The organism is Frankia sp. QA3 (assembly GCF_000262465.1).
In the GTDB taxonomy this organism is placed as follows: Bacteria; Actinomycetota; Actinomycetes; order Frankiales; family Frankiaceae; genus Frankia.
The window spans coordinates 5677663-5697710 of sequence record NZ_CM001489.1 but is presented as its reverse complement, the minus strand read 5'-3'; the positions used below and the strand labels follow the sequence as shown (position 1 = coordinate 5697710).

The window sequence follows — 20048 nt, the reverse complement described above, 5'->3', positions numbered from 1 at the left end:
CGTGAGCCAGACCAGGGAACGGATCCTCGCGATCGCCCGCGAGCTGTTCGCCCGCCATGGCTACACCGGCACGACGAACGCCGACATCGCCCGCGAGCTGGGCACCACGACGGCCGCGCTGTACTACCACTTCTCGTCGAAGGCGGCGATCCTCGACGGCCTGCTCGCCGAACCGCTGGCGGCCTACCGCCGGATCATCGAGTGCCTCGACACCGGGCCGCCCGCCCCGGCGGAGCTGCTCGGCGCGTTCATCGACCTCGCCGCGGACTCCCGCGAGCTGGCCGCGCTCATCGACCGGGACCCGAGCGTGCTGGCCGCCATCGACGAGCGGCTGCCCCGCACCTTCGAGGCGATGACCGAGCAGGTGATCGCCGCGCTGGCCGGCCCCGATGCCGACAGGGGCGCCATCCTGCGCGCGCACGCCGCCTTCGCCGCGATCAAGCACGCCACGATGGCCGCGCTCGCCCTCAACCATGGCACCCTCGACCCCGCCGACCGTGCCGAGATCCTCCGCACCGCCCTGGGCATCCTGCAGCCCACCGCCGCGGGCTGAGGCGCCCGTCACCATCCGGCGCCGGCGACCTCGTCCTCCTCGCGGGATGGGAATCCGGCCGTCTCGTCGCGCCAGATGTCGTAGAAGGGAGTAATGGCGCAGTTTCACTTCGACCCTGGGACCTATCGGGCCATGGTGCTCGCCGAGGTGCCGCACTACGAACAGCTTCAGGACGAGGTGGCGGCGGCGACGGCGGGCCTGCGGGTGACGCGCGTGCTCGATCTCGGGGCGGGCACGGGCGAGACCAGCGGGCGCGTGCTCGGCGTCCATCCGGACGCAGCCCTCGTCGCGCTCGACGAGAGCCCGGCGATGCTCGACGCCGCCCGCCCCCGCCTTCCACCCGCGGATCTTCGCGTCGGCAGGCTCGAGGACCCGCTCCCGGCCGGCCCGTTCGACCTGGTGATCTCGGCGCTGGCCGTGCACCATCTGGACGGGCCCGGGAAGGCCGACCTGTTCCGCCGGATCGCCGCCGTCCTGCCGCCGGGCGGCCGCTTCGTGCTCGCGGATGTGGTCGTGCCCGACGACCCTGGGGATGCCGTCACCCCCATCGACGGCATCCACGACGCACCGAGCCGGTTGCCCGACCAGCTCGACTGGCTCCACCAGGCCGGCTTCGACACCACGGTCACCTGGCAGCACCGCGACCTGGCAGTCGTCACCGCCGACCGGCTCCCGCGCTGACCGGCTCGTCGATCAGCCCCCGGTCCGTACTCGAGCAGTGCGCTCCGGCGGCGCGGGAGGGTGTTCGGTAGCGAGTCCTATCCACGTCCTCCGGGTCCAGCCGGCCAGCGCAGTATGCGCGGGTTGACGGGATCCTCGTTGTCGATCAGGACGTGCGCGTGCTCGTGCGGCGCGGCGCCCTGGCGGTAAAGCTCCTGGCCCGGCAGATAGCGGGCCTCATAGCGCTCCCGGACCGCGGCCGGGGAGCCGAACAGGTCGACGTCGCGCACCAGCGCCCGGCGCAGCGACTCGCCGGGGCTGATGCTCAGGAAGATACTCACGTCCCAGTGGTCGCGCAGCTCCCGTCGGAGCAGGAAGACGCCGTCGACGAGCAGCACCGCATCGACCGGGGCCAGTTCGGCCGGCCCGTCAACCGCCGTCTGAGTCCGCAGGTCGAACGAGGCGGTCCGATACCACCCGTCGCCGTCCGGGCCGAGCGGATCGAGCAGCAGGCGCCGCAGCGCGCCATAGTCGAAGGCGTCCAGGAAATATCCGTGGGGGGACAGCGGACCGCGCCGGTGACGTTCCGCCCGCGGCCGGTGGAAGGCATCCACCCCGGCCCGGATGACGGGCCGCCCGCGGCTGCCGATCCGCTCGGCCAACTCGTCCGCCAGAGTCGTCTTCCCGGCCGCGTCCGGACCGTCGACCGCAACCCGCAGAACCCGTTCCCGGCGCAATGCAACAATCCACTCGGCGAGGCTGTCTATTGCCCTAAACCGCGCCATCTCGATTACCTCACGGCCTGGATGCTGCTCGCCCTCACCGGCCTGCTCGCCACCGCCCGCCGCCCGGCAGGGCAGCTCCGGGTTGAGGCGGGGGCGCGCAGTGCGAGTTGGATCGCCTTCCTGCCGGCCTGCCGGTCAGGAAGGTTCGGCGGGTAGCGGGCCGGTGGGTAGCGGCCCGGTGGCCTGTTCGCGTAGCTGGTCGTTGAGCTGTCGGGCCGCCGCGAGCTGGTCTTCGAGGATGACGATGCGGCAGGCAGCCTCGATCGCGGTGCCCTGGTCGACGAGTTCGCGGACGCGCCCGGCGAGTCGGAGCTGGTGACGGGAGTAGCGGCGGTGGCCGCCCTCGGAACGCAGGGGAGTGATCAGGTTGGCTTCGCCCAGGGCCCGCAGGAACGCGGGGGTGGTGCCGAGCATGTCGGCCGCGCGGCCCACGGTGTAGGCGGGGTAGTCGTCGTCGTCAAGGCTGTCGGCCGGTTTGCGGGTCGTGCCAGGGGTCATCGCGCCTCTCGAGGACACATCGAGGGACCCTGGCGCCACAAGGCACCAGGGTCCCGAGGGTTCAACACCATCTACCGGCCAGTTACGCCGGATTTCTGTATCCGCGAGGCCGCCTCCAGGGGGCGGGTACGCGGGGATCGCATATGCGTGACCGGGGACCACCTTCCAATCTGGGGTCTGCGGTGCCGAGCGATCTAGCGCATCGCTCCGGCGATCCTGATGGCGTCTGCTCCTCTCTGCTCGTGCGTTGCCTGGTGGAGTACTTCTGATCTTCTGTGATCGTGCTCGGCAGCCTGCCTTGACTGCCGTCCTGCTCGCGACAGTTCCTGTCTGCCGCGATCGTGGACTCTCTTGGCTACGACAGGAACTCTACCCAGAGCGGAGCCTGAAGTCTACCGTGGCGGGGACAGATTTTTCAGCTCTGAGAAGACAGGTAGTCTGGTGCGCCCGGTGGCACCCGCCGTCGCACCGGCCATCGCGCCGGCCATCGCCGAAACCGCCTGCAGTCCCGACCATCCCGTCGACGAGCCGAGGCGGGGTCCCACTCGAGGGCGGGACGTCCGCTCCGCGGGTGGACCACCTCGCCATGCCCCGCCTGGCCTGGATCTTCGCAACCGAGCGACGGACAGGCGGGTCCCCTCCCGACCCCCCGGCCTGCCAGATGTTCTGTGAACAGATAGTCTCCGCACAGGTCATCTAGGAGGACATCGTGTGGACGACGGAATACAGCGCGGTCGCGGATCTCCGGCCGGAGCTCATGTGGGCGGCCCTCCGGGACCTCCACTCCGGGGTGCGGCTGAGCGACCGAAGCGACAGCTTCGAACTTCACGGGCCGTTCGCGGTCGGCACCGAGATCTCGGTGACGCCGCAGGGTCAGGACACCTTCCGCTCGAAGATCGTCGAACTGGTCGAGGCGGAGGTCTACGCCGACCAGACCGTGTTCGGCGACCTGACCCTCCTGTTCCGACACACCTTCGCCCCGGCGGGTGAGGGCAGGACGCGGGTCACGCACCGGCTGGAGATCGACGGCCCGACGTCCGACCAGGTCGGACCGGAACTGGGCCCGCAGATCAGCGCCGACTTCCCCGACGCGATGGACGATCTGTTCGCCGCCGCCCGCCAGCGCGACGCCGCGCGGGAGAAGTGAACCCGGCGACACGCTTCGCGAATGGGCCGGCCGACAGCCCCGGTTTTCTGCTGTGGCGTCTGACCCTGCGGTGGCAGCGGGCGGTGACGGAGGCACTCGCGCCGCTCGGGCTCACCCACGTCCAGTTCGTTCTCCTGGCGTGCACCTGGTGGCTCAACACGCAGGGACACCAGCCGAACCAGGTCACCATCGCCGACCAGGCCGCGACGGACGTGAAGATGACCTCGGAGATCCTGCGCAAACTCGAGTCGCGGGGGCTTGTCCGGCGCGGCACGGACACCCAGGACACCAGGGCGAAGGTCGTCATCGTGACAGAGGCGGGCGCGGTCCTGGCCCGCCGCGCGGTGATGGTGATGGAGCAGGCCGACGCGGAGTTCTTCGCGGGCATCTCCGGCTCATTCGTCGATCAGATGCGGGAACTGGCCGCGTTCGTTCCCCCGGAGCGACCGTGAACACGGTGAACCCCCACGGGAAAGGTGGCTGTCGTCACCGGTGGGGCCGGATCCGCCCCCGCGTCGTGAACAGGTGCCGCGCGACGTCGGGGCGTGGCCCAGGTCGGGTCAAGACCTGAAGTTGTTTCCCGCCAGCTCCCTGGGAACCGGGCTAGCGCGCCGCGTCGAAAGGGGAAGCCTTTCCCTTCCGACGCCGACGGAGAACAGATGTATGCCTTCGCCTCGACGCGGACACGCGCGGCCAGCGCGGTCGCCGGCGCCTGTCTGGCCGCGCTGCTCGGCGGCTGCGGGTCCTCGCCCGCGGGGCCCGAGCAGCTCGGGCCGGCGGTGCCTTACGGGCTCTCCACGCACTGCGGCATCAGCGAGGCGCGCTACCAGGACCACTACTACGAGCTGGTCCCGTCGCTGCACGACGGCAACTTCAACCCGCCGGACGGCTGGGGCAACCCATCCCAGATCGGCATCCTGACGCCTGTGAGCGAGACGGAGGTCGTCTTCACGGACGACGCCGGGCATCGCGTGACCTTCACACTGCGGCCCGGCGCCACCACATGGAAGCGGCTCTGCGAGTGACCCTCCCGCCGGACGCGCGGGTCTGGCTCCGACGGCCACGGCTCACGCCCTCGACGCCATAACGATCCTGGGAGGCTGCCACACCACATCGGGGGTCCGGGGGGTCGTCCCCCCGGGCCAGCATCGCGGCTGGTGGGAAGCTGCCCGAAGGGCAGCGACCACGAGGAATCAGCGCGTGGAGACGCGGGGACTTGAACCCCGAACCCCTGCCTTGCAAAGGCAGTGCTCTGCCAATTGAGCTACGCCCCCTGGACGCACCTCGGCCGGGCCGCGCCGCCCGGAGGCGGGCACCGCACGGTGAAGTGCTTCCCCAGCCTACGGCATCGGGACCATCTCGGACCTCCGCCACGGCGGGAACCCGGCGATGCAGCACCTCGCCTCCCAGGGCACGGTCCGGACGATTCGATGCCTGCCGGGGAGCAGGGTGCCCGACTCCAAGCCCTGTGGATAACTTCGCGCTGACCATCGAAGGGCCGCGACGCACGTCCTGTGGATAACTTTCCCGCTGACCACCGGAGGCTACCGAGCCGACCCTGTGGATAACTCCCCGCTGACCGCCGTTGGGCTGCGGCGCGGTGCGGCCAAGGGGCGGTCAGGAGCGGCGGAGGGAGGGGTCGATGAAGGCGAGGCGTTCGCGGACCTTGACCGCGAGGTCACGGAAGTCGGAGTAGCAGCGGCGGACGGCGGTCTGGGTGCCGCCGAGGGCGCCGTCGCCGGCGCGCAGCTCGAACATGGGCTTGCGGGCGTCGTGGGCCAGCGGGATCAGGTTGGCGTAGTGCCGCAGGGTCGCTATCTCGAAGGAACGGTCGTGCGGGCCGGGGTTGCCGCTGGTGAGCACCGAGGTCGCGAAGACCTCGGGGATGCGGTCGAGCCAGCGGTCGTGGGCCTTGGCCGGGCGGTCGGCGCGCGCGGGCGGCTGCATGACGATGTAGCCGATCGGCATCATCAGGCCGCGGGGCGCGGGGATCCGGTCGGGCACCTTCGGCAGCACGGTGCCCTGCCAGGTCGAGCGCCATTCCCGCAGCGTCGGGCCGAGGTTGCGCAGGCCGCGCAGCGAGAACAGGTCGGCGGCCAGCGGCATGAGCACCGTGTCGGCGGACAGCAGCGACGCACGGTTGATCGCGCCGAGGTTCGGGCCGACGTCGATGAGGACGATCTCGGCGCCGACGGTGCGGGCGCCGTTGTCGATGACCCGGTGCAGCGCCGTCGTCGTCCGCAGTGCGGCGATGTCCTTGCCGAGGAAGCTGTTCGGCCAGGCGGCGGACAGCCGGTCCTCGAAGACGCTGAGCTCGACGTCACCGGGCAGCAGCCACAGGCCGTCCTCGATCATCACCGGGTCGGGCAGCTCGACGTCCCCGATGCCCTCCATGATCGGCGCGATGGCGGTCGCCATCGTTCCCGTGCCGGGGAAGACCCGCGCGGGGCGCACGTCGAACTCGACGGGCTTCGGGGCCGAGGACGCGGTGTCCTCCGGTTCCGCCCAGAGCCGGGTCAACTCGTCCTCGTCGAGGAACTGCGCGGTCAGGTTCGCCTGCGGGTCGAGGTCGACGGCGAGCACCCGGTGGCCCATCCGCTGGAGCATGTGGGCCAGGTGGTAGGCGAGGGTCGTCTTGCCGACCCCGCCCTTGTTGTTGAACAGCGCCATCGTGATCATGCGCGGATCCGATCGCGCCCGTGGTCCCGCTGCCCGCCCTGTGTGGCCTCACCCCGGTTGTCCCTGTTGTCCGACACGCCAGACATTCTCTCGCCTGCCCGATTCCCGGGCATGAGCGGGAGACGCCTACCGCAGGCGGGTCGCGGCGGAGGGTGCCGGGACGAGCGCGGGAGCAGGTGACGAGGGCGAACCCGCACCGGACGGCGGCGGTGGACTCCCGCCGCTCACGTCCAGGGGCCGAGCTCCGGCCAGTCGGGGCGGCCCGGGTCGCGGCCGGTCAACCAGGCCAGCGCGGGGATGGTCGGGACGTCGACGACGACCAGCTCCTCCCCCCGCCCGACCGCGGTCGACGGCCGGTCACCCGGCGCGAGCAGGACGGTGACCTCCGGCGGCAGCCGCGACGGCAGGCCGCGCACCGTCCAGGCCCATTCGACCTCGACGTAGGCGGGGCTCAGGTCCGCCCAGCCGGGGCCACCGAGGTCGGCGAGGGCGAGATCGACGAGATGGATCTCGGTCTCGCGCCAGCGCAGGAAGACCAGATCGGCGAGCGTCGTCACGCCGTACGTGCTGACCCGGCCGAAGCCGGTGCGCCAGGCGTCGACGTGCACCGCGTCCCAGGCCCGCTCCAGCCGGGCGACGGCGGCGGCGACCTCGGCCCGCACGGTGGCGGCGGGCAGGTCGCGGCCGGCGGCGATGTCGCGGTCGCGCTGCTCCTGGCCGCCCGGGTACTGGTCACGGACGTCACCGCCGGTCGCGGCCTCGACCATCCCGCTGTGGCTCTCGGCGTTGCGGGCCAGGTGGGTGAGCAGGTGGGCCACGGTCCACCCGGGCAGGCCGGACGGGCGGCGCAGCACGTCGTCGTCCACCCGTTCCACCAGGTCCAGCAACCGCCGGTGCGCGGCGGCGCAGCCGGCCAGGCGGTCGTGCGGCACCACGGAGGGCAGGTAGTCGGGGCCGGGGGGCCAGGCCGCGGACGATGCCGACGGCTCGATGCCCGCCTCCTGCGCCGGACCCGGGTCCGGGCCCGGACCGCCGGGACCGGGGCCGAACTCACGGTCGGCGGCCGCGTCGGCGTCGGCCTCGGGCACGCCGATGACGGATGGTCGGGGAGAGGACGGGGCGGCCATGTTCCCACCGTGCCCCTGCGGGCGACGGTACGCCAGGCGAAACGCCATACCGGCGGCGATCCGCCGAACATCGCGGGAAAGCCCGACCACACGCCAAGGTCACCACCGAATTAGTCGCGATACAGACTCTTTACGAACCGATCCCTTGCTGTTCCGCAATATGGCTGGGAGTGTCGAAGCCGACTGGACAGCGCCGTCGGGTCGTTCCGGGGTCGGGTGGAGACGGAAGGCCGAGGGCGGATGCGAGCTGAACGGTGCCCGTGGTGACGGCGTGACCGCGACCGGCCACACCGCGACCGGCCACACCGCGACCGGCCACACCGCGACCGGCCACACCGCGACCGGCGATGCCGCGACCGGGGCACCGCCGGCGATCGAGCTTGCCGGGGTGGCCAAGGACTACCACTCCCGCGGCCGGGCGGTGCCGGCAGTCAGCCGGATTGATCTCGCCATCGGGCCGGGTGAGTTCTTCTCGCTGCTCGGCCCCTCGGGATGCGGCAAGTCGACGACCCTGCGGATGATCGCCGGCTTCGAGGAGCCGACCCGCGGGCGCATCCTGCTGCAGGGCCGCGACGTCACCGCGGTGCCGCCCAACCGCCGGGACGTCAACCTCGTCTTCCAGAGCTATGCCCTGTTCCCGCACCTGGACGTGGCCGGCAACGTGGCATTCGGCCTGCGCCGGCGCGGGGTGAAGGGCCGTGAGCTGCGCGAGCGGGTCGGGACGATGCTCGACCTCGTGGAGCTGTCGGAGCTGGCCGAGCGCCGCCCACGGGAGCTCTCCGGGGGCCAGCAGCAGCGGGTGGCGCTGGCCCGCGCGCTGGTCAACCGGCCGGCCGCGCTGCTGCTCGACGAGCCGCTGGGCGCCCTCGACCTCAAGCTGCGCCAGACCATGCAGATCCAGCTCAAGGCCATCCAGCGCGAGGTCGGCATCACCTTCATCTACGTCACGCACGACCAGGGCGAGGCGTTGACGATGTCCGACCGGATCGCGGTGATGAACCGCGGCCGGGTCGAGCAGCTCGCCTCGCCGCGGGAGATCTACGAACGGCCCCGGACCCGCTTCGTCGCCGGGTTCATCGGCACGTCGAACCTGCTGCGCCGCACCGTGCGCGCGGTCGACGCGGCGGGCCCGGGCGGGCGGGCCATGGTCGTCCTCGACGCCGGGGCGGACGAGCGGCTCAGCGCGCCGCTGCACCCGCAGATGGGCCCGCTGCGGACCGGTGACCAGGTCGAGCTGACCGTCCGCCCCGAGAAGATCGAGATGTCGGCGACCCGCCCGGACGGGCCATGCTGCGCGCTGCGCGGCCGGATCGTCGAGGTCGTCTACCTCGGTACCTACACGACGTACACGGTCGCTACCCACGGCGGCACCGAGATCACCGTGTTCTGGCAGAACTCGACCGACTCCACCAACGTCGCCGAGCGCGGCGAGGAGATCTGGCTGTCATGGCTGCCGGAACACTCCTACGTCCTGCCGGAGTCGGCCGACGAGGAGCCCTCGACCCCGCGGTCCGGCGGCCCGGATCCCGGCGGCCCACCCGAGGGGGACGCGCCGCGGCGCAACGGTGAGCCGGCGGCCGGCGCGGCGGCGCAGACTCCGACCGCCACGGCCGCGCACCCGGTCTCCCCCTGACACCACAGGCCAGCACGCGGGCCGGCAGGCGCCCCCTGCCGGCCTGCCCGGACACGGAGGAACGCCACCGTGACGCAGCCCGAGACCCCCGGCGACGCCGGCCACTGCGGCGACCCCCGATCCGGCGGCGACCTGCGCGCCGCGGCGCTTGCGGACCCCGCGATGCTGCGCGGCCTGACGCAGGCCCGGTTCGGCCGCCGCGACCTGCTGCGGTTCGCGGGGCTGGCTGGTGGGGCGGCGTTCCTCGCCGCCTGCGGCGTCAGCGGGGAGAAGAAGGACTCCACGGGCGACGATGCCGCGTCGTTCTGGAAGGACCGGACGAAGGCGGGCACTGTCGACTTCGCGAACTGGCCGCTCTACATGGACGTCGGCTCCACCGACGCCGATCACCCGTCGCTGGACATGTTCACGAAGGAGACCGGCATCAAGGTCACCTACCGGGAGGTGATCCAGGACAACGAGTCGTTCTTCGCGCAGATCCGGCCGACGCTGGCGGCGGACAGGTCGATCGGCTACGACCTGATGGTCCTCACCAACGGCATCACGCTGAGCCGGGTGATGCAGCTCGGCTACCTCGCGCCGCTGGACCACGCGAGGCTGCCGACGTTCGCCGCGAACGCCTCGCCGAGCATGAAGAACCCGACGTACGACCCGGGCAACGCCTTCACGATTCCCTGGCAGTCCGGCCTCACCGGAATCGCCTACGACCCGGCGAAGACCGGCCGGGAGATCACCAGCTACGACGACCTGTTCGACCCGAAGTTCGCCGGCAAGGTCGGCATGTTCGGCGACAACCAGGACCTGCCCAACCTCGCTCTGCTCGGCACCGGCGTCGATCCGGCGAAATCCACCCCGGACGACTGGAAGAAGGCCGCCGCGAAGCTCACCGCGCAGCGCCGGGACGGGATCGTCCGCAAGTACTACGACCAGTCCTACATCGACGCCCTGGCCGGCGGGGACCTGTGGATCTCGATGGCCTGGTCCGGCGACGTTTACCAGCAGATCGCCACCGGCACGAACCTGAAGTTCGTGGTGCCGGCCGAGGGCGGTCTGCTGTGGACGGACAACATGTGCATCCCGAAGACCGCGCCGCACCCGGTGGACGCCATCGCCTACATGGACTTCGTCTACCGCCCCGAGGTCGCCGGCATGCTCGCGGAGTACATCAACTACATCACCCCGGTGCCGAAGGCCGCCGAGCACGTCCCGGCGGACCTGGCGAAGTCCACACTGCTGTTCCCGTCCGACGACGAGCTCTCCAGGGTCAGCCGGTTCCGGGTGCTGACCACCGACGAGGAGACCGAGTGGAACCGCATCTTCCAGCCGGTCTACCAGTCATGACGGCCGCCGCCGGCACGGGCGCGCGGTGAGACGGCGGCGGGCAGGGGCCCTCGCCCCCTACTTCCTCGTCCTGCCCGGCGGGCTGTGGCTGGCCATCTTCTTCGTCGTGCCGACAGCCGTCATGCTGTCGGTCTCGCTGCAGACCGGAAACGTCGTCGACGGCTTCACCCAGACCTTCGACTTCGGCGTCTACGCCGACGCGATCACCACCTACGAAACCCAGTTCATCCGCTCACTGATCTTTGGCCTGATCGCCACGGTGACGACGATTCTGCTGGCCTACCCGATGGCCTACTGGATCGCCTTCCACGCCGGCCGGAACAAATCAAACTACCTGTTCGGCGTGCTGCTGCCGTTCTTCGTCTCGTTCGTCATCCGCACGGTCTCCTGGAAGTTCCTGCTCGCCGACGACGGCATCCTGCTCGGCAACCTGAAGGACGCCGGGCTGCTGCCGGCCGACTTCCACGTCCTGGCCACCTCGTTCGCGGTCGTGGCCGGGCTGACGTACAACTTCTTCCCCTTCATGCTGCTGCCGATCTACGTGGCGCTGGAGCGGATCGACCCGCGGCTGCTGGAGGCCGCCGACGACCTGTACGCGAACCGCCGGGGGGTGCTGACCCGGGTCGTCCTGCCGCTGTCGATGCCCGGGGTGTTCGCCGGCTTCCTGCTCACCTTCGTCCCGGCGACGTCGGACTTCGTCAACGCCTACGTGCTCGGCGGCACGAACACCACCATGATCGGCAACATCATCCAGACGACGTACCTGACGAACGCGGACTACCCTCTGGCCTCCGCGGTGTCGTTCATCCTGATGGCCGTGCTGCTCATCGGGATCTTCGTCTACGCCCGCCTGCTCGGCACCAGGGACGTGCTGGAGATGAGCACCCGTTGACCAGCCTGGACTCCGCGCCGCCCCGCCTCGCCCCGGCGCGGCCCGGCGGTGGGCGCGGTGGGCGCCTGGGCGAGCGGCTCCTGCACGCCTACACCTGGCTGATCCTGCTCTGGCTGGTGCTGCCGATCATCGTGATGATCGTGTTCGGTTTCAACGACCGGGTCGGCAAGCGCAACAACACCTGGAACGGCTTCACCCTGCGCTGGTGGGGCGAGCTGTTCGCCATCCCCGACCTCACCACCGCGCTGGTCAACTCGCTGACGATCGCGTTGCTGTCCACCGCGGTCGCCACCACGCTCGGCACGCTGATGGGCCTCGCGCTCGGCCGGCACACCTTCCGCGGCCGCGGTGGCGTGGAGCTGCTGATGTTCGCCAACATCGCCGCGCCGGAGGTGGTACTCGGTGCGTCGCTGCTGTCGCTGTTCATCACGATGGGCGTGCCGCGGGGCTACCTGACCATCCTCATCGCCCACATCATGTTCAACATCTCCTACGTGGCGGTGGTCGTGCGGGCCCGGCTCGCCGGCTTCGACAGCTCCGTCGAGGAGGCCGCCCGCGATCTCGGCGCCGGCCCGTTCACCACGTTCCGCCTGGTCACCCTGCCGCTCATCCTGCCCGGAGTGCTGTCGGGGGCGCTGCTCGCCTTCGCGATGTCGATCGACGAGTACGTCATCACGACGTTCAACGCGGGCAGCACGCTCACGTTCCCGCTATGGGTCTTCGGCGCGACCCGAGTCGGCGTGCCACCCCAGGTCAACGTGATGGCCACGATCATCTTCGTGGTCGGCGTGCTGCTCGCGCTCGGCAACGCGCTCCTGCTGCGCCGCCGCCAGATCTGACCCCGGCAGGCCCCGCCTTCCCCGGCTCCTCCCGGCTCGTCCCTTGCTTATCCAGAGGCCTTCCTGTCCGTTTCGTCCCTCTGGAGAAGCAGGCGGGAACGCGGCGGCGTCGGCGGTGGGGCGGCTGCGGGCGGGGCCGTAACATGACGGAAACACGTTCGAGCGAAAATTCCGGGAGGTGTACGGACGGCATGCGCGTGGATCCTCGGCGGGAGGAGGAGCGGATGTTCACCACGCCTCGCTTCCTACAGGGGATCGTCCCGTTCGAGGGCAAGGGCCTGGACGCGCCGTTCCCGCTCGGCCCGGCGTTCAGCTACGTGGTCCCGGCCGGCGTCACCGCCCAGCCGCTGTACTTCCGTGGCGGCAACTCGACCGACGAGCTGATCTGCCTGATCCTGCACCGGGACGGGGTGCCGATGCGCTTCTTCCCGATCGGCGCCCGCGGCTCCGTCCACGTCCCGCTGCGCGTCGTCGAGGATCTGGCCCCCTCGACCCACATCGAGCTGCACCTTGCCGCGCCCGCGGGCCTGCTCGGCACGCTCGTCGCCGACGTCGGCATCGTCGAGCTCTGATCGCGCGTTCCTCGCGGCCGGGCGGGCCGGGATGGGCCGCCGGGACCGCGGCGACACGGCGGGACCGACCGGGCAGCGCGGAAAATCGGCGGACAGCGCGGAACGGGCCGGGTGGCGGCGAGCTCAGTCCTCGGGGGGCCGACTGCGGCGGTCCCGTTTCGTCGCGGACCGCTGCTTCTTCGCCTGCAGGCGCCGCTCGACGGCCCCGCGGGAGGGCCGCGTCGGCCGCCGCGGTCGCGGCGGCGGGGCGGTCGCGGCCCGCAGGGCGTCCACCAGCCGGCCGAGCGCGGCCTCCCGGTTTCGCAGTTGCGAGCGCTGCTCGCTCGCGACGACCGTGAGCATGCCATTGGTAAGCCGGTCGGCCAGGCGCGCGAGCGCGCGCTGACGCATCGTCGGCGACAGGGCCGGCGAGCCGGCGACGTCGAAGGAAAGCTCCACCCGCGAGTCGGACGTGTTGACCGACTGGCCGCCCGGCCCGGACGAACGCGAATACCGCCAGTGCAGATCGGCCGAGGGCAGCACGAGACCCGGGCGAACCGGGATCTCACGGGGCAGCATGGCTCCTATGGTGCCCGACCATGCCACTCGGCGTCAGGCGAGTTCCGGGCCACCGAGCCGGCGCGGGCACACCGCTCGGCGCGCTGCCGCGCGGGCCGTCAGCGTCCGCCGGCCGGGGACCCGGTGGTGGACGTCGCCTCCCGCCAGAGGTCGATCTCCTCCTTGCCCCGGGACCGCCGTCGGGCGGCGGAGAAGGCGGCCCCCGCACCAGCCAGCAGCGCCAGCACGGTCATCTTGCGCGCCATGTCGACTCCTTCGTCGGCGTCCTCGGCCGGGGGTGACTCAGTAGTTCCACGGTATCCCGACCATCGCCGGCCTGTCCGCGGCGGGGCCCGCCAACGGATCTCAAGCAGGTCCAGAACGGAACACGAATCCCCCGGTCACGCCGCCGATCCCAACGAGCTCGCCGCACCCGTCGCGACGGACGCCGACCGAGCGCGGGTCAGACCCGTCAGCGCCGTCAGACCCGTCAGCGCCGTCAGACCGGTCAGCGCCGTCAGACCGGTCAGCGCCGCAGCAGGCCGCGCAGCCGGGAGCGGGTGGGCCAGGACGGCGGCGGCCCGGACACCTCGTAGGCGGGGAAGGCCCGCTCGGCCACGTCGACCAGCATTGCGACGTCGATGGGCCGCAGTACCACCCCGGCGGACAGCACGTATTCGGCGACCCCGGCGGCGGGCAGCAGCAGCACGCCCTCGACGAGGGCGAGCCCGGCCGGAACCTCGGCGCGCGCGAAGGCGACGACCGGTTGGACCTCCAGCTGCCAGCCGTCCGGCAGCTCGCCGAGCAGTTGGGCGGTGGCCTCCTCACCCATCCACGCCACGAGGCCGAGCATCGCCCGCAGCGGCACCTTGCCGGCCCAGACGCCGGCCGCGTTCTGCCGGACGGGCCCCTGGTGGGCGTCGGTCTCGATCACCCAGGCCCCGGACGGCCCGATGACGAGGTGGTCGATGTTGCCGGCCGAGTCCGCCAGGGACCGGTCGTGCAGCACGGTGTAGCCGGCGCGGACCAGCCGGTCGAGCGCGCGGGCGGTGCTGCGTTCGGCCTCCGCGTCCTCGCGCCACGCCTCGATCTCCGGTGGGGTGCGCAGGAAACGCACGGCCCCGACGACGCCGACCGCGAGCGCCGCGAGCACCGCGAGCTGGGCGGTCACGACACCGGGCAGCCCGGCGAGGGCGCACAGCACGGCGATGACCAGGGCGGCGCCCACCGCGAGGGCCCCGCCGACGGCCAGCGCCCGACTTTTGTGATCTCCGCGTTCGGCTGAATACAACTGTTTGCGCCGCAGGTACTCGGCCATGGCCGAACGTCCCGCTGACTGCCGATCGGACACGGCCGCGGTCACCACCTCCCGGCGCCGTCATGACGCCGTCGCGCTCGGCGTTGTCTCCGGGTCCGGGACCGGGTCGGGCGCCAGTCCGTCACGGCGCGCTACCGGCTTTCTGGTCCATCCCGGTCACCATTCCATCGAATACACAACAGCGACAGGGTCAAGGGCGTGGAATATGCGAGAGAGAACCACGTTGAACCCACATCTATACCACCCATCGGCGAACCGGCCGAGGCGACACCACACGCAACAGCCGGGTAGGGAGCGGGCCGCGCAGGGGAGAACCCCCCGGGAAGGCCGCCACCGGGCGCCGCGCCGACCGGTGGCAGCACCGAGAAGGAGCCGCAGAATGCCACGTCACGTGACACTCCGGGGATCCGGGGACGATGAGCCGCCGTCGTCCCACCGATCGCCGGGAGCACCGTCGCCAGGCCGACAGTCGCCCGGCCGACAGCCCTCCGCCCCGACTCGCCCGGAGTCGGCTCACCCGGACCGGCCCGTCGACCTCGACGCGGTGTGGGCCTTCGCCGCCGGCTGCGTCGCCCCGGCCGAGAACCCCGCGGGAGGGTCACTCCTGGTGCCTGGCGGTGATGTCGCGGGCCCCGGCTCCCCGCCGAGCCCCGAGCCGTCGCCGACCTCCGAGAGGTCACCAGGCTCCGAGACGTCGGTGGGGATCGAGACGTCGGTGGGGATCGAGACGTCGGTGGGGATCGAGACGTCGGTGGGGATCGAGACGGAGTGGTTCGTCGTGGACAGCCGGGCGGTCCACCAGCCGGTCCCGCCGGCGCGGACCCGCCGGGCGCTTGACCGGATCGCCGGCCTGGGCGCCGGCGCCGCCGGGCCGGTCCTGCCGGGGGGCAGCCTGCTCACCTTCGAGCCCGGCGGCCAGCTGGAGCTGTCGGGTCCGCCGGCCGGGCTCGCGGCGGCCGTCCAGTCCACCGCCGCGGACCTTCACCTGGTGCGGGCGGCGCTGGCCGAGGACGGCCTCGCGGTCGTCGGGATGGGGGTGGATCCGCTGCGCGCCGGGGTGCGCCAGACCACCGCCTCCCGGTACGCCGCCATGGAGGAGCACTTCCGGACCGGTGGGGGGACCTCCGGCGAGGTGATGATGTGCTCCACCGCATCCGTCCAGGTGAATCTGGACCTCGGCGCGACGCCCGCGCAGGCGGCCCACCGGTTCCGGCTGGCCCACGAGGTCGGGCCGGTGCTGACCGCGATGTTCGCCGCCTCGCCGGCGTTGGCCGGCCGGCGTACCGGCTGGCGCTCGACCCGCCAGGCGGTCTGGTCGGGCATCGATGCGAGCCGCACCGGCTCCGTGCTGGACCTGCCCGCGCCGCCGACGACCCGCGGCACGGGGCCTGGCGCGGCGACGGCGCGACCCTATGATCTCGTCGACCGTTGGGCGAGGTACCTGCTGGACGCGAAGCTGATGATGATCGGCGACCCGGCGGGCGACGTCGGGCCCGGCGAGGACCGCCGCTTCGTCGCGGTGACCGGCGGGCACACGTTCGGGGACTGGGTCGCCGGGCGGGGCCCGGTCGAACGGGCGCCGACCCTCGACGATCTGTCATACCACGCCACGACGGTGTTCCCGCCCGTGCGCCCGCGAGGCTGGTGGGAGCTGCGCTACCTCGACGCCCAGCCCGGGGAGGGCTGGCGGGTGGCGGTGGCGGTGGCCACCGCTCTTCTCGACGATCCGGTCGCCGCCCGGGGAGCGGCCGAGGCATGCGCGCCGGTGGCCCGACGCTGGCCGGCCGCGGCGATGCTCGGCATGGCCGACGAGCCCCTGCGGCTGGCTGCGGTGCGCTGCCTGGAGCTCGCCGCCGCCGCGCTGCACCGCGCCGGTTGCGCCGACCTCGCCGAGGCGGTCGAGATTTTCAACGAACGTTATCCGCAACGTGGCCGATGTCCGGCCGACGAACTGTCCGAGCGGTTCGCCCTGATCGGCCCGACCGGCCTGCTGCGCGAGGAGGCACAACTGTGCGTTTCGGTCGCCTGACCCAGGATCCGGCGCCCCCGGCGGCGCCGGTCACCGCGCAGGCCGTGGCCAGCGCGCTCGACCTCGCGCGGGCGCGCTCGCTGGCCTACACCGACATCGACACCGACGAGCTCGTCCGCCAGCACTCGCCACTGATGTCGCCGCTGGTCTGGGACCTCGCCCACATCGGCAACTACGAGGATCTCTGGCTGGTGCGCGCGCTCAGCGACGTCGCCGCGACCCGGCCCGGCCTCGACGACGTCTACGACGCCTTCCGGCACAGCCGGGCCAGCCGGATCCGCCTCGCGCTGCTCGGCCCGGCCGAGGCCCGCGCCTACCTGCGCGAGGTCCGCGGCCGGACCCTCGACATCCTCGACCGGCTCGCGCCGCTGCCCGCCGACGCCGGGGAGGTCGACGCGCCACCGGTTCCCGGCGCCGGCGGACCCGGCGGGCCGGTGGGACCCGACCCGGCCGCGGACCGGCACCGGCTACTCGCTGACGGCTTCGTCTACGGCATGGTCATCCAGCACGAGCACCAGCACGACGAGACGATGCTCGCCACCCATCAGCTGCGTGCCGGGCCGCCGCTGCTCGCTGCGGGGCAGGCGCCACCGCCCGGACGGCCCGTGCCGCGCGCCGAGGTGCTGGTGCCGGCCGGGCCGTGCACGCTCGGCACCAGCATCGAGCCCTGGGCGTACGACAACGAGCGACCCGCGCACCAGGTGGACCTGCCGGCGTTCTGGATCGACACCCTGCCGGTGTCCAATGGGGCGCACATCGCCTTCATCGAGGCCGGCGGCTACGACGACGAGCGTCTGTGGTCGGCCGCGGGCTGGCAGTGGCGTCAGCAGGAGAACCTGACGGCGCCGGCGTTCTGGTGGCGCGAGGGCGAGGTGTGGCTGCGCCGGCGCTTCGGCCGGGTCGAGCCGGTGCCGCTCGACGAGCCGGTCCAGCACGTCTGCTGGTACGAGGCCGAGGCGCACGCCCGCTGGGCCGGCCGCCGGCTGCCCACCGAGGCGGAGTGGGAGAAGGCCGCCGCCCACGACCCGGCCACCGGACGTTCACGGCGCTATCCGTGGGGGGACACCGATCCGACGCCGGAGCATGCCAACCTGGGTCATCGCACGAGTGGCCCGGCCCCGCTGGGGGCCTACCCCGCGGGCGCGAGTCCCTGCGGAGCCGAGCAGATGATCGGGGACGTGTGGGAATGGACCGCGAGCGGTTTCACGCCCTACCCGGGCTTCCGCTCCCATCCGTACCGCGAGTACAGCGAGGTCTTCTTCCCCAGGCCCGGCAGGGATTCGGCATTCCGTGTCCTGCGCGGCGGAAGCTGGGCGACGGATCCGGCGGCCGTGCGCACCACCTTCCGCAACTGGGACTACCCGATCCGCCGCCAGATCTTCGCGGGCTTCCGGCTGGCCCGCGACGCCGGCTGAGTCGATGTGCCGCCATCTCGCCTGGCTCGGAGCGCCGCGCACCCTGGCGCGGCTGACCATGAACGCACCGCACAGCCTGCTGCGCCAGTCCTGGGCACCGCGCCGGATGCGGCACGGCACGATCAACGCCGACGGCTTCGGGGTCGGCTGGTACGCCCCGGCGCTGCGCCCGCAGCCCGCCCGGGTGCGCCGCGCGGTGCCGATGTGGACAGACGCCTCCTACGCGTCGATGGCGGGCGCGATCGCGTCCGGCTGCGTGCTGGCGGCGGTGCGCAGCGCCAGCGTGGGCATGCCGGTGGAGGAGTCGTCGACGGCCCCTTTCACCGACGGGGCCCGGCTGCTCAGCCACAACGGGCGCGTCGACCCCGCGGCCGTGCGGGCGCTGTTGCGCGAGCGGCCCGGCGCCCCCGAGCCCGATTCCGCGTGCGACTCGGCGCTGCTGGCCGCGCTGGTCTGGGAGCAGGCCGGGAAGCGCCCGCTGGCCGACGCCGTTGCCGACGTCGTGCTGTCACTGAGTGGCGCGGGCCTCGCGGATCGACGGGCGGGTGGCGTGGTGCCGTGGGCCGGCGACTGGGCGTCCGGGACGGAACCTCAGCCAGAACCGGCGGCAGCGGCGGTCGACGGCGACGAGGCCCGGCTGAACCTGCTGGTGACGGATGGCACCCAGCTGGTCGCGACCGCCTGGCGGGACAGCCTGTTCTACCGGGTGGAGCCCGACGGCGTGCTGGTCGCGAGCGAGCCGGATGATGACGAACCGGGCTGGGTCGACGTTCCGGACCATCATCTCCTCGTGGCCAACACGCACAAAGTCACTCTTCGTAGTTTGATCTCCTAGATCGGTTACTGTGGGTTGCACCACGTCGATGGAGGGCGCCACGATGACACCGAGGACTCCGACGACCACCTCCGCGGGTGCCGCCGGCACCTCCGGCATGGACGGCATCGCCGGCGGCGCCGAGGTCGCCGCGGCGACCTCGGCCCCGGGGCTCGCCCTGGACCGGCACGTGAGTGCGGCGGACCGTGCCGTCGCCCTGGCCCGCGACGTGCTCACCGGGCTCACCGCGAATCCCCGGGAACTGCCGCCGAAGTGGTTCTACGACGCCACCGGCGGCATGCTGTTCGACGAGATCACCAAGCTGCCGGAGTACTACCCCACCCGGCGTGAGCGGGCGATCCTCGACAGCCACGCGAGCGACATCGCGACCGCCTGCCCCGCCGACACGCTCATCGAACTGGGCTCGGGCACGTCCGAGAAGACCCGGCTGCTGCTCGACGCCCTGCGGGCCGCCGGCGGCCTACGCCGGTTCGTCCCGTTCGACGTCGACGAGTCCACGCTGACGCAGGCCGGTCGCAGCCTCATCGCCGCCTACCCGGACCTGGCCGTGCATGCGGTCGTCGGCGACTTCGAGCGGCACCTGTCGCACCTGCCCGGCGGCGGTCGGCGCCTGATCGCCTTCCTCGGCGGCACGATCGGCAACATGCAGCCCGCCCAGCGCGGCGGGTTCCTGCGCGCGCTGCGCGAGCAGTGCGGCTCCACCGACGCCCTGCTGCTCGGCACGGACCTGGTCAAGGACCCGGACCGGCTCGTCGCCGCCTACGACGACGGGGCCGGCGTGACCGCCGCGTTCAACCGCAACGTGCTCACCGTGATCAATCGGGAGCTGGGCGCGGACTTCGACATCCGCGGCTTCGCGCACGTCGCCCGGTGGAACGCGGCGGACTCCTGGATCGAGATGCGGCTGCGCGCGGTCCGCGACCAGCGGGTGACCATCGACTCCCTCGCACTGACCGTCGAATTCCAGCGCGGGGAGGACCTGCTGACCGAGATCAGCGCGAAGTTCACCCGGGACGGGATCACCGCGGAGCTGGCGGACGCCGGCTGGGCAGTGACCCAGCAATGGACCGACCCCGAGGGCGATTTCGCCGTGACCCTCGCGACGCCTTCGACCGCGCCCGCCGCGGCCCCGGTCTGAGCCCTGACCGGCCCCGCCCGAGGGCCGGGCCGGTCAGCCGCTCGCGACGT

General features: G+C 72.2%; 21 protein-coding genes and 1 tRNA gene. 14 read left to right on the top strand and 8 right to left on the bottom strand.

Annotated elements, in window-relative coordinates:
- Window position 1: 1 nt before the first annotated feature.
- Both FRAQA3DRAFT_RS23360 and FRAQA3DRAFT_RS23355 read left to right on the top strand, forming a co-directional pair.
- Window positions 2–553, top strand: a complete 552-nt coding sequence (locus tag FRAQA3DRAFT_RS23360) for a TetR/AcrR family transcriptional regulator (protein WP_009741520.1) — start codon at window positions 2–4, stop codon at window positions 551–553.
- Window positions 554–646: 93 nt separating this feature from the next.
- The gene (locus tag FRAQA3DRAFT_RS23355) at window positions 647–1234 is read left to right on the top strand and encodes a trans-aconitate 2-methyltransferase (protein WP_009741519.1); all 588 of its coding nucleotides are present in this window, start codon (window positions 647–649) and stop codon (window positions 1232–1234) included.
- 77 nt (window positions 1235–1311) lie between these two features.
- Here FRAQA3DRAFT_RS23355 and FRAQA3DRAFT_RS23350 read toward each other — a convergent pair whose 3' ends face one another.
- Complete coding sequence (locus FRAQA3DRAFT_RS23350) at window positions 1312–1998, bottom strand: uridine kinase (RefSeq protein WP_009741518.1); 687 nt, start codon at window positions 1996–1998, stop codon at window positions 1312–1314.
- A gap of 135 nt (window positions 1999–2133) precedes the next feature.
- Complete coding sequence (locus FRAQA3DRAFT_RS23345) at window positions 2134–2496, bottom strand: MerR family transcriptional regulator (RefSeq protein ID WP_009741517.1); 363 nt, start codon at window positions 2494–2496, stop codon at window positions 2134–2136.
- Window positions 2497–3205: 709 nt separating this feature from the next.
- Here FRAQA3DRAFT_RS23345 and FRAQA3DRAFT_RS23340 point away from each other — a divergent pair.
- The 3 genes from FRAQA3DRAFT_RS23340 to FRAQA3DRAFT_RS23330 all read left to right on the top strand — a co-directional run bounded on the left by FRAQA3DRAFT_RS23340 (window position 3206) and on the right by FRAQA3DRAFT_RS23330 (window position 4668).
- Entirely contained in the window at window positions 3206–3643 is a 438-nt protein-coding gene (locus tag FRAQA3DRAFT_RS23340; protein ID WP_009741516.1) for a polyketide cyclase, read from the top strand.
- The gene (locus FRAQA3DRAFT_RS23335) at window positions 3640–4095 is read left to right on the top strand and encodes a MarR family winged helix-turn-helix transcriptional regulator (protein WP_009741515.1); all 456 of its coding nucleotides are present in this window, start codon (window positions 3640–3642) and stop codon (window positions 4093–4095) included. Before FRAQA3DRAFT_RS23340 ends, FRAQA3DRAFT_RS23335 begins: the two co-directional genes overlap by 4 nt.
- Before the next feature lie 207 nt (window positions 4096–4302).
- A complete protein-coding gene (locus FRAQA3DRAFT_RS23330) occupies window positions 4303–4668 on the top strand; it encodes a hypothetical protein (protein WP_009741514.1) in 366 nt (121 codons plus the stop codon).
- 176 nt (window positions 4669–4844) lie between these two features.
- Here FRAQA3DRAFT_RS23330 and FRAQA3DRAFT_RS23325 read toward each other — a convergent pair.
- The 3 genes from FRAQA3DRAFT_RS23325 to FRAQA3DRAFT_RS23315 form a co-directional block, all read right to left on the bottom strand.
- A tRNA-Ala gene (locus tag FRAQA3DRAFT_RS23325) sits at window positions 4845–4917 on the bottom strand.
- A gap of 343 nt (window positions 4918–5260) precedes the next feature.
- Complete coding sequence (locus FRAQA3DRAFT_RS23320) at window positions 5261–6322, bottom strand: ParA family protein (protein WP_009741513.1); 1062 nt, start codon at window positions 6320–6322, stop codon at window positions 5261–5263.
- 224 nt (window positions 6323–6546) lie between these two features.
- Window positions 6547–7449, bottom strand: coding sequence for a maleylpyruvate isomerase family mycothiol-dependent enzyme (locus tag FRAQA3DRAFT_RS23315; RefSeq protein WP_009741512.1), 903 nt, complete (start codon window positions 7447–7449; stop codon window positions 6547–6549).
- 271 nt (window positions 7450–7720) lie between these two features.
- On the opposite strand from FRAQA3DRAFT_RS23315, the gene FRAQA3DRAFT_RS23310 reads away from it, so the two are divergent.
- From FRAQA3DRAFT_RS23310 to FRAQA3DRAFT_RS23290, 5 genes are all read left to right on the top strand, one after another.
- Window positions 7721–9082, top strand: a complete 1362-nt coding sequence (locus tag FRAQA3DRAFT_RS23310; RefSeq protein ID WP_009741511.1) for an ABC transporter ATP-binding protein — start codon at window positions 7721–7723, stop codon at window positions 9080–9082.
- Window positions 9083–9151: 69 nt separating this feature from the next.
- The gene (locus FRAQA3DRAFT_RS23305; protein WP_009741510.1) at window positions 9152–10423 is read left to right on the top strand and encodes a PotD/PotF family extracellular solute-binding protein; all 1272 of its coding nucleotides are present in this window, start codon (window positions 9152–9154) and stop codon (window positions 10421–10423) included.
- 25 nt (window positions 10424–10448) lie between these two features.
- The gene (locus FRAQA3DRAFT_RS23300; RefSeq protein WP_009741509.1) at window positions 10449–11315 is read left to right on the top strand and encodes an ABC transporter permease; all 867 of its coding nucleotides are present in this window, start codon (window positions 10449–10451) and stop codon (window positions 11313–11315) included.
- On the top strand, window positions 11312–12154 hold the full coding sequence (locus FRAQA3DRAFT_RS23295; RefSeq protein WP_009741508.1) for an ABC transporter permease: 843 nt from the start codon (window positions 11312–11314) through the stop codon (window positions 12152–12154). Before FRAQA3DRAFT_RS23300 ends, FRAQA3DRAFT_RS23295 begins: the two co-directional genes overlap by 4 nt.
- A 224-nt stretch (window positions 12155–12378) precedes the next feature.
- Window positions 12379–12726 (top strand): molybdopterin oxidoreductase, encoded by a 348-nt coding sequence (locus tag FRAQA3DRAFT_RS23290; RefSeq protein WP_009741507.1) that lies wholly within the window; start codon window positions 12379–12381, stop codon window positions 12724–12726.
- Between the two features lie 123 nt (window positions 12727–12849).
- Here the strand turns inward: FRAQA3DRAFT_RS23290 and arfB are convergent, their stop codons facing one another.
- From arfB to FRAQA3DRAFT_RS23275, 3 genes are all read right to left on the bottom strand, one after another.
- On the bottom strand, window positions 12850–13284 hold the full coding sequence (gene arfB / locus FRAQA3DRAFT_RS23285) for an alternative ribosome rescue aminoacyl-tRNA hydrolase ArfB (protein WP_009741506.1): 435 nt from the start codon (window positions 13282–13284) through the stop codon (window positions 12850–12852).
- Window positions 13285–13382: 98 nt separating this feature from the next.
- Window positions 13383–13529, bottom strand: coding sequence for a DLW-39 family protein (locus tag FRAQA3DRAFT_RS23280; RefSeq protein WP_009741505.1), 147 nt, complete (start codon window positions 13527–13529; stop codon window positions 13383–13385).
- 260 nt (window positions 13530–13789) lie between these two features.
- Complete coding sequence (locus FRAQA3DRAFT_RS23275; protein WP_009741504.1) at window positions 13790–14581, bottom strand: nuclease-related domain-containing protein; 792 nt, start codon at window positions 14579–14581, stop codon at window positions 13790–13792.
- Window positions 14582–15188: 607 nt separating this feature from the next.
- Here FRAQA3DRAFT_RS23275 and egtA point away from each other — a divergent pair.
- The 4 genes from egtA to egtD are packed head-to-tail and all read left to right on the top strand — an operon-like array spanning window position 15189 to window position 19998.
- Entirely contained in the window at window positions 15189–16610 is a 1422-nt protein-coding gene (gene egtA / locus FRAQA3DRAFT_RS23270) for an ergothioneine biosynthesis glutamate--cysteine ligase EgtA (protein WP_369809374.1), read from the top strand.
- Window positions 16592–18025 carry an ergothioneine biosynthesis protein EgtB gene (locus FRAQA3DRAFT_RS23265; RefSeq protein WP_009741502.1) on the top strand — a complete coding sequence of 478 codons (1434 nt, stop codon included), beginning with the start codon at window positions 16592–16594 and terminating at the stop codon, window positions 18023–18025. Before egtA ends, FRAQA3DRAFT_RS23265 begins: the two co-directional genes overlap by 19 nt.
- Window positions 18026–18029: 4 nt before the next feature.
- Window positions 18030–18860, top strand: a complete 831-nt coding sequence (egtC, locus tag FRAQA3DRAFT_RS23260) for an ergothioneine biosynthesis protein EgtC (RefSeq protein WP_009741501.1) — start codon at window positions 18030–18032, stop codon at window positions 18858–18860.
- Window positions 18861–18903: 43 nt separating this feature from the next.
- Window positions 18904–19998, top strand: a complete 1095-nt coding sequence (gene egtD, locus FRAQA3DRAFT_RS23255; RefSeq protein WP_009741500.1) for an L-histidine N(alpha)-methyltransferase — start codon at window positions 18904–18906, stop codon at window positions 19996–19998.
- The last annotated feature ends 50 nt before the right edge of the window (window positions 19999–20048 follow it).